8 protein-coding genes are annotated in these 7,424 nt (G+C 64.8%); 6 read left to right on the top strand and 2 right to left on the bottom strand.

All coding sequences use genetic code 11. The features are described from left to right. Window positions 1-447 precede the first annotated feature (447 nt). The 4 genes from minC (at window position 448) to AC1D1P_RS10060 (ending at window position 4,256) form a co-directional block, all read left to right on the top strand. On the top strand, window positions 448-1,248 hold the full coding sequence (gene minC, locus AC1D1P_RS10045; RefSeq protein ID WP_477670416.1) for a septum site-determining protein MinC: 801 nt from the start codon (window positions 448-450) through the stop codon (window positions 1,246-1,248). 98 nt (window positions 1,249-1,346) lie between these two features. Then, the gene (gene minD, locus AC1D1P_RS10050; protein ID WP_348046637.1) at window positions 1,347-2,165 is read left to right on the top strand and encodes a septum site-determining protein MinD; all 819 of its coding nucleotides are present in this window, start codon (window positions 1,347-1,349) and stop codon (window positions 2,163-2,165) included. Between the two features lie 4 nt (window positions 2,166-2,169). Further along, window positions 2,170-2,466, top strand: coding sequence for a cell division topological specificity factor MinE (gene minE, locus AC1D1P_RS10055; RefSeq protein ID WP_477672864.1), 297 nt, complete (start codon window positions 2,170-2,172; stop codon window positions 2,464-2,466). An 83-nt stretch (window positions 2,467-2,549) separates the two neighbouring features. After that, on the top strand, window positions 2,550-4,256 hold the full coding sequence (locus AC1D1P_RS10060; protein WP_477670418.1) for an ABC1 kinase family protein: 1,707 nt from the start codon (window positions 2,550-2,552) through the stop codon (window positions 4,254-4,256). Window positions 4,257-4,278: 22 nt separating this feature from the next. On the opposite strand, the gene AC1D1P_RS10065 is transcribed toward AC1D1P_RS10060, so the two are convergent. Then, window positions 4,279-5,115, bottom strand: a complete 837-nt coding sequence (locus AC1D1P_RS10065) for an inositol oxygenase family protein (RefSeq protein ID WP_477670419.1) — start codon at window positions 5,113-5,115, stop codon at window positions 4,279-4,281. 114 nt (window positions 5,116-5,229) lie between these two features. Between AC1D1P_RS10065 and AC1D1P_RS10070 the strand changes: the two genes are divergently transcribed. Both AC1D1P_RS10070 and AC1D1P_RS10075 read left to right on the top strand, forming a co-directional pair. Continuing rightward, window positions 5,230-6,054 carry an alpha/beta fold hydrolase gene (locus AC1D1P_RS10070; protein ID WP_477672865.1) on the top strand — a complete coding sequence of 275 codons (825 nt, stop codon included), beginning with the start codon at window positions 5,230-5,232 and terminating at the stop codon, window positions 6,052-6,054. Window positions 6,055-6,182: 128 nt separating this feature from the next. Beyond that, window positions 6,183-7,025 carry an alpha/beta hydrolase gene (locus tag AC1D1P_RS10075; protein ID WP_477672866.1) on the top strand — a complete coding sequence of 281 codons (843 nt, stop codon included), beginning with the start codon at window positions 6,183-6,185 and terminating at the stop codon, window positions 7,023-7,025. A 25-nt stretch (window positions 7,026-7,050) separates the two neighbouring features. On the opposite strand, the gene AC1D1P_RS10080 is transcribed toward AC1D1P_RS10075, so the two are convergent. Then, window positions 7,051-7,266, bottom strand: coding sequence for a hypothetical protein (locus AC1D1P_RS10080; protein ID WP_477672867.1), 216 nt, complete (start codon window positions 7,264-7,266; stop codon window positions 7,051-7,053). Window positions 7,267-7,424: the final 158 nt, after the last annotated feature.

The raw sequence follows: 7,424 nt of genomic DNA on the forward strand, positions 1-7,424 counted from the left end.
CTGCTTGGCCACACGGCCGGCCATCAGCCCCAGTGGCATAACCAGCGCCGACACCAGAAGGACCGCGGCAAACAGCCATTGCCCCGCGGGATACGCCCCCAGCCCGGGGAGAAGGCGTGCACCAATGTAAACATGGAGCAGCGCGGTTACAAGCGCCAGCGGCAGGAAGTTCATGAAATGTCCAGGGTAATGACGAGCTGATGAGCCCTGCACATGGGTACGGGCCGTGCGCATTCAATGCCGGGGGCCGCTTAAAGCAGGGCTGCCGCGCCGCACAACCGCAGCCACCCGCGCGCTACAAATTGCCGGCCAGCGTTTCATACGCTCACAAGTGCGACAAAGCGTGCGCGCGAATCAGCCCCTTCGCACGCTACCCTCGGCCATCTTTCTTCGCCCTCATTTTCCGCACCGGTCGCCCGTTGTCCTTCTGCCCATGACTTTCCACCCATGACTGTTGCCATACAGGCCACCACCCCCGCCACCTTCGAAATCAAAAGCGCCAACCTGCCCCTGGTGGCCTTGCTGCTCAAGTCCACCGACCTCGTCGCCCTGGCGCAAGAACTGCAAGCCCGCTTTGGCGACATTCCCGACTTTTTCGACCAGGACGCGCTGATGATCGACCTCTCGCCGCTGCAATCCGCCGCAGTGCGCAGCGGCCGCGCGGTGGGCGACATCGACTTCCCCGCCCTCATCACCCTGCTGGGCAGCTACCAGCTGGTGCCGCTTTCCGTGAAGGGCGGCAACCCCGCGCAAATGGCGGCCGCCCTGCAAGCCGGGCTGCTGCCCGTGCCCGACGCCCACCTGCTGCCCGACCGCCCCGCTGCGGCAGCACCGGTGCAGCAGCAACAGCCAGCACCGCCCGTGGTGGTGGCCGCGCCCGCCGCCGCCCCGCTGGGCGCCCTGGTGGTCGACAAACCCCTGCGCTCAGGCCAGCAGGTGTATGCACGCGGCCGCGACCTGGTGGTGCTGGCCATGGTCAACGCCGGCGCCGAAGTCATTGCCGACGGCCACATCCATGTGTATGCGCCGCTGCGCGGCAAGGCCATGGCCGGCGCGCGCGGCAACACCGAGGCACGCATTTTTTCGCTGGCGCTGGAAGCCGAGCTGATTTCGATTGCCGGCGTGTACCGCACCGCTGAACACCCGCTGCCCGAAGGCCTGGCAGGCCAGCCCACGCAGGTGCGGCTCGTTCCCGCAGAAGAAGGCCAGGAAGGCGACCGTCTCGTCATGAATGTGTTGGCCGCATAGACATGGCCCCCACTCTTTTCACTTCGCCTGCGGCCCGGCAAAGCCGGTTCCGCAGCCCCGGCTGAAATATCTATCGCTTTCAAAAGGACTTTTATCTGATGGCAAAAATCATTGTGGTCACCTCCGGCAAGGGCGGCGTGGGCAAAACCACCACCAGTGCCAGCTTTGCAACCGGCCTTGCCTTGCGCGGGCACAAAACCGCGGTCATCGACTTCGACGTGGGCCTGCGCAACCTCGACCTCATCATGGGCTGCGAGCGCCGCGTGGTGTACGACCTCATCAACGTTATTCAGGGTGAAGCCACGCTCAACCAGGCGCTCATCAAAGACAAACAGTGCCACAACCTCTTTGTGCTGGCCGCCTCGCAAACGCGCGACAAGGACGCCCTGACAAAAGCCGGCGTCGAGAAAGTGCTGAAAGACCTGGGCGAGATGGACTTCGAGTACATCGTCTGCGACTCCCCCGCCGGCATTGAAACCGGCGCGCTCATGGCCATGCACTTTGCCGACGAAGCCCTCATCGTCACCAACCCCGAGGTCTCCTCGGTGCGCGACTCCGACCGCATCCTCGGCATGCTTTCAAGCAAAACCAAACGCGCCATCGACGGCGGCGACGCCATCAAGGAGCATTTGCTCATCACCCGCTACAACCCCGGCCGCGTCGACCAGGGGCAGATGCTCTCGCTGGAAGACATCCAGGACATCCTGCGCATCAAGCTCATCGGCGTGATCCCCGAATCCGAATCCGTGCTGCAGGCCTCCAACCAGGGCGTGCCGGCCGTGCACATGAACGGCAGCGATGTGTCGGAAGCCTACAAGGACGTGGTCGACCGTTTCCTCGGCGACAAGGACAAGCCCATGCGTTTCATCGACGCGCAAAAACCCGGCCTCTTCAAGCGCTGGTTCGGGGGGAAATAAAACGATGGCGTCCTTCCTGTCCTTTTTTCTCGGCGAAAAGAAAAAAACTGCCAACGTCGCCAAGGAGCGGCTGCAGATCATCCTGGCGCACGAACGCACARGGCGCGGCCATGAGCCCGACTACCTGCCCGCGCTGCAGCGCGACCTCATCGCCGTGATCGCCAAGTACATCCGCATCGACCCGCACGACATCAAGCTGCACCTGGAGCGCCAGGACAACCTGGACGTGCTGGAAGTGAAGATCGAGCTGCCCGACAAGAAGGAAAAATCCGGCGCCTCAGCCGCCGCAGCCCGCAAATAGAGCACGCCAGAAAACCCGCCGCGCCTGCCCTGCAATTGACAAAAGGCAAGCCCGCCAACACAACTCAGGGCTATCATCATTCGATGTTGATCGGGACCTTCGGCGCTGCGCGTGACATGACGCGCCTGGCAGAAATCGCCGGCGTGCTGGTTCGCCACGGCTTTGGCGACAGCGTGCGCCGTCTCGGCCTGGCCGACAGGCTTGAACGCGCGGGCCATGCGCTGCATTGGGACGGCGTGGCCGACCTCGCCCGCATCAGCCCCGCCGAGCAGGTGCGTCTGGCCATGGAAGAGCTGGGCCCCACCTTTGTCAAGCTCGGGCAAGTGCTCGCCGGGCGCGCGGATCTCTTCGGCCCCGAATGGATCACCGAGTTCGAAAAACTCCACAGCCACGTGCCGCCCGTGCCGCTGGCCCTCCTGCTGCCGCAGCTGCGCGAAGACCTGGGCGGCGAGCCCGAAACCGTCTTCGCCCGCTTTGACGCCACGCCGCTGGCGGCCGCCTCCATAGCGCAGGTGCATCGCGCGCAGCTGCACGACGGCACAGAAGTCATCGTCAAGATCCGCCGCCCCGGCATCACCGAAGTCATCGAAGCCGACCTGCGCCTGATGGAGCGTCTGGCCTCCATGGCCGAGGCAGAGCTGCCCGCACTCAAACCCTACCGGCCGCGCCAGCTGGTGCGCGAGCTCGCCAAGTCGCTGCACCGTGAGCTCGACCTGGCCGCCGAATGCCGCCATGCCGAGCGCATCGCCGTCAACATGGCGCCGCTGCCCTATGTCGTGATCCCGCGCGTGCACTGGGCCCACACCGGCCCGCGCGTCAATGTGCAAGACCTGGTCGAAGGCGTGCCCGGCAGCGCACTGGAGCAGCTCACGCCCGAGGCCGGTTTTGACCGCGGCGAACTGGCCCGCCGCGGCGCCCGCGCCGTGCTGAAAATGATTGTGGAAGACGGCCTCTTTCACGCCGACCCGCATCCCGGCAATGTGTTTTACCTGCCCGGCAACGGCATCGCCTTTATTGATTTCGGCATGGTCGGGCACTTGACCGCGCGGCGGCGGGAAGAGCTGCTGCAGCTGCTGCTGGGCCTGGTCGAGCGCCAGCCGCAAGCCGTGGCCGACGTGCTGCTCGACTGGACCGGCGACGAGCATGGCGTCAACCTGTCGCAGCTTGAGTCCGAAATCGAAACCTTCGTCGACCAGTACCACGGCACGCCGCTGGCCCAGCTCAGCCTGGGGCAAATGCTGTCCGATGTCACCGCCATCCTGCGCGAGCACCACCTGGGCCTGCCGCCTGACCTGGCGCTGCTGATCAAGGCCTTCATCTCGCTCGAAGGGATGGGCCGCGGGCTGGACCCGGGCTTTCACATGGCCACTGAAGCCACGCCACTGCTGCGGCAAGTGGTGCGCGCCCGCTACCAGCCCAAGGCCCTGGCCACCCGGAGCTGGCAAACCTTCAGCCGCGCGCTGGCCCTGGCCGGGCAGCTGCCGCATGATCTGTCGCGCCTGCTGCGCAACGCGCGCCGCGGCCGCGTGCACGTGGGCATAGAGCTGGCCCACCTTAAGCGCGTGGGCGACCAGTTGGACCGCGCCGCCAACCGGCTGGCTATGGCGCTGGTGATCGCCGCGCTCATCATCGGCTCGTCCATCGTCATGACGGTGAAGGGCGGGCCCACGCTGTTTGGCCTGCCGGCCTTCGGCTTTCTGGGTTTTACGGGCGCCATGGCCGGCGGCATATGGCTGGTGCGCGCTATCTGGCGCAGCAGCCGCAGCAGCAACGGCGTTGAAGAGGACTGAGGGCCCGGGCTGAAACTACAAACTACAGCTTGAGCTGCGCCGGCAAATACTTCGCCATCAAGTCGTCGTAATACGGCTTGAGTTCGGCCAGTACCGGCGGCCTGTCGTTCTTGGAATAGAGATCGTAGGGGTTGAACTTCTGCACCCATTCCAGGTGCGCCGCGTCCTGCGCGTCCGTCAGGTGGCCGTACTGGCCCTCACGGTGCCAGGCGTAGAAGGAGTGGTAGCGAATCATGTACAGCGCCGGCATCGGCAAATGCGACTTCAGCAGCTGGTACAGGTATTCGTCATGGCCCCAGGACATGTGCACCGCGTCCAGCCCGCAGCCGGGTGCATACACGCCGTACTCGCTGTTGTAACGCGCGTCACGGCTGTCGGGGTTCAGGTCAAAGTATTCGGGGTAAACGATGCGGTCTGAAAACCTGCAACCCACCGGAAAGGTGTCGCCCACCACGGCCCACTGCGGCTCGCCGAACAGGCACAGCACCTTGCCCAGGTCGTGAATAAAACCCGTCAGCACAAACCAGTCGGGGTGGCCGTCGGCGCGAATCGCCTCGGCGGTTTGCARCAGGTGGCTGATTTGCGGCAGCTCGATGTCCGGGTCCGACTCATCGACCAGCGTGTTGAGAAATTCCAGCGCCGCCCAAGGCGTCATCTCGCGCTGCGAAAACGCCAGCCACTCGGCTTTTTTGCGCTGCACAAAATCGTAGGTCTGGTTCTGGTGGTTGTTGCGGTAGAAGGTGCGCACCCTGTCCAGGCCGGGTTGTGCGTAGTCGCGGTAAGCCGCGCGGTCAGGTTCACTGGCCAGCAAGGGTGTTGCCGGGGCGTTGGGGGTGGTTTGCGGCATGACGGCGTTCATCGTGCCATTGTAGGAAGCCCGGCCCCTGCGTGCAAACCCGGCTGTCGCGGCGGTTTGCCGGGGTTATATTGGGCCCGACCTCGATCCCCCGCCAGCCACCGCCCGAAAGGCTTTATGCGCCGCAGACATTTCCAGCACTTTGTTGCCACGGGCCTTCTTTTCGCGTCAGCCCTGCTGGCCGGCGCCGTCCACGCGCAAGACGGCAACCCCAAAATCGGCGTGCTGATGCTGCACGGCAAAAACCCCGGCAGCAACAACGACCCCAACATGAGCCGCATCAAGCCCGTGCTGGAAGGCGCAGGCATGCTGGTGCTGTTTCCCGACATGCCCTGGTCGCGCGGCCGCTATATCGACGGCAACTGGGACAAGGCCATGGCCGAGATGGCCGGTCACGTCAAAACCCTGCGCAGCCAGGGCGCCACGAAAATCGTGATTGCAGGCCACAGCCTGGGCGTGCCCGCCGCCATGAGTTTTGCCGCGCGCGGCGGCGACGTGCAGGCACTGGTGCTGCTGGCGCCCGGCCATGTGCCGGCGCGCTACTACGCATCGCCGCAAAGCAAGGTCGTGCGCGACAGCGTGAACGAAGCCCGCGCACTGGTTGCCGCAGGCAAGGGCGATTCGCGTGAACGCTTTTCCGACATCAACCAGGGCAAGCAGCTGAGCGTGACGGCCACCGCGAAAGACTACCTCAGCTATTTCGACCCCGAGTCCGATGCCGACATGGGCGTCACCGCCCCGCGCATCCCGGCCGGCACCCCCGTGCTGACAGTGGTGGGCGAAGACGACGGCATCAGCAAATACGCCCGTCCCTACTTTGCCGACAAGCTGCCCGCCAACCCCAAAAGCCAGTACCTCGAAGTCAAGGCCAACCACCTCACCACGCCAGTCGTGGCCAGCGAGGCGATGGTGCAGTGGATCAAAACCGCGACGGCACCATGACGCGCCGGCACGCCAGCAGCGTCAACCGCCAATGCTATTATTTTAATAGCTGCTCGCGCACGACCTGATTGGGTTTCGGCCCTGCTTTCTTTAAACAAATCCCGGAACGTCCTTACAGGAACCCCACCATGACACCGCATTCATCCGCACGGCGCCTATGGCTGCGCCACGCATTGCCGGCCTTCCTGTTGCTGAGCATGGCTATGGCCGGCAACGCCCAGGCGCAAGGTGCGCCCCGCGTGGTCGACATTCCCACCCGACCCGGCGTCACCCAGCGCTTTGTCTACATCGCGCCCACCGCCCCAAACGCCACGCCCAAGGCCTCCGTCATCCTGCTGGCCGGCGGCCATGGCGGGCTGCAGGTTAACGACAGCGGCGGCTACGGTTGGGGCGGCGGCAACTTCGTCGTGCGCACGCGCCAGCAGTTTGCCGACGCCGGTTTTGCGGTGGCGGTGATTGATGCGCCGTCAGACAAACAGTCGCCCCCGTTTCTGTCGGGCAACCGGCAAAAGCCCGAACACACCGCCGACGTGCTGGCCGTCATCGCCTGGCTGAAGCAGCAGTCGCCGGTGCCCGTCTGGCTGGTGGGCACCAGCCGCGGCACCCAGTCAGCCGGCTACATCGCCACCGAGGCGGCGCCGGCGCAGGGCGGCCCTGATGGCATCGTGCTCACGTCCACCATCCTGACCGACCCGAACGGCCGCGCTGTGCCCAAAATGCCGATGGAGAAACTGGCGATTCCGGTGCTGGTGGTGCACCACGAACAAGACGGCTGCAAGCTCTGCGCCTTCAGTGACATGCCGCAGCTGATGGAAAAACTGGCCAAGACGCCGAAGGCCGAGCTGCTGACCTTCACCGGCGGCCAAAGCCGGGGCGACCCCTGCGAAGCCATGGCGTACCACGGCTATAACGGGCTGGAGGCCGACGTGGTCGGCAAGATCGGCCGCTGGATGGCCGCGGCAAAGCCCTAGCGCGCTACGACCGCCTGGGCCGCATTCAAGCCTGTTCGGGCTTGTCCAGCAGCTTGTCGTTCGGGCAGTTGCCTGCGGCGGTGTGGTTGAGTGACAAGCTCACCCCCGCCCGCTTCTGCACGGTGTCTACCGCATCCGGGTCAGGCGCCACGCTCCAGGCCATGGCGGTGGTCAGCACCACCAACGAAGGAATGGCCCGCAAATAGCGCGGGTGAAACAGGAAGTCGGCGATCTTTTTCATGGCGGCCTTTCTTGGCGATGTCTGCAGGTGGTTGCCCCGCAGAAAAAAACAAGCGTTCATCCTGCGCCGCCAAACTTAGAGCCATGCGTCTGCCATGTTGCGGTTTGTAAGGAAATGCCTCAACGGCAGGTAAAGACGCGCACAGCGCCGCTGTCAAA

Source organism: Polaromonas sp. P1_E1_2 (genome assembly GCF_056406035.1).